Below are 587 nucleotides of genomic sequence, written 5' to 3'. Positions count from 1 at the left end.
AACAGTAAGAATACGAAATGATGAATGTGCAGGAATCTCTATAGCACGGAGAAGTGTTAAAGAGACGACGTCAGTTTTTAAGTGTCTTTTTATTTTTCAGGCAGAAGACGGCATACGATATAGGATTCCGTCGCGTGGGTGATCAGGACGATGGTCAGGACCAGCTCGCGGTTGATCCGCGCCAGCAGCTCCAGCACCGAGGCGGTGGTCTGCGGGTCCAGAGCGCTGGTGGCCTCGTCGCAGAGCAGGATCCGCGGTCCGGTCGCCAGCGCCCGGGCGATGCCGACCCGCTGCTTCTGCCCGCCCGACAGCTGCGCCGGGTACGTGTCCGCGTGCTCGGCCAGGCCGACCCTTCGCAGCAGCGCGGCGACCTTCTCCGCGACCTGCACGCGCGGCGTGCCGGCCAGCTCCAGCGGGAAGGCCACGTTGCCGGCCACCGTGCGCGAGGACAGCAGGTTGAAGTGCTGGAAGATCACCCCGATCCGCCGGCGCAGGGCGCGCAGCCCCTCCCCGTCCAGCGCGGCCACGTCCTGCCCGTCCACCACCAGACGCCCGGCGGCGGGCGCCTGGTGGTGGACGGGCAGGAC

Annotated in this window: 1 pseudogene; it reads right to left on the bottom strand. The window is 66.3% G+C overall.

Going from position 1 to position 587, the window contains the following annotated elements:
- Window positions 1-125: 125 nt before the first annotated feature.
- Window positions 126-587: pseudogene (locus CSC70_RS14175) on the bottom strand (ATP-binding cassette domain-containing protein); the annotation flags it as partial.

Origin of the sequence: Pseudoxanthomonas kalamensis DSM 18571, assembly GCF_010211745.1 — a bacterium.
GTDB classification, from domain to species: Bacteria; Pseudomonadota; Gammaproteobacteria; order Xanthomonadales; family Xanthomonadaceae; genus Pseudoxanthomonas_A; species Pseudoxanthomonas_A kalamensis.
The sequence above is the reverse complement of the archived record's forward strand: the minus strand, read 5'-3'. Positions and strand labels throughout refer to the sequence as shown.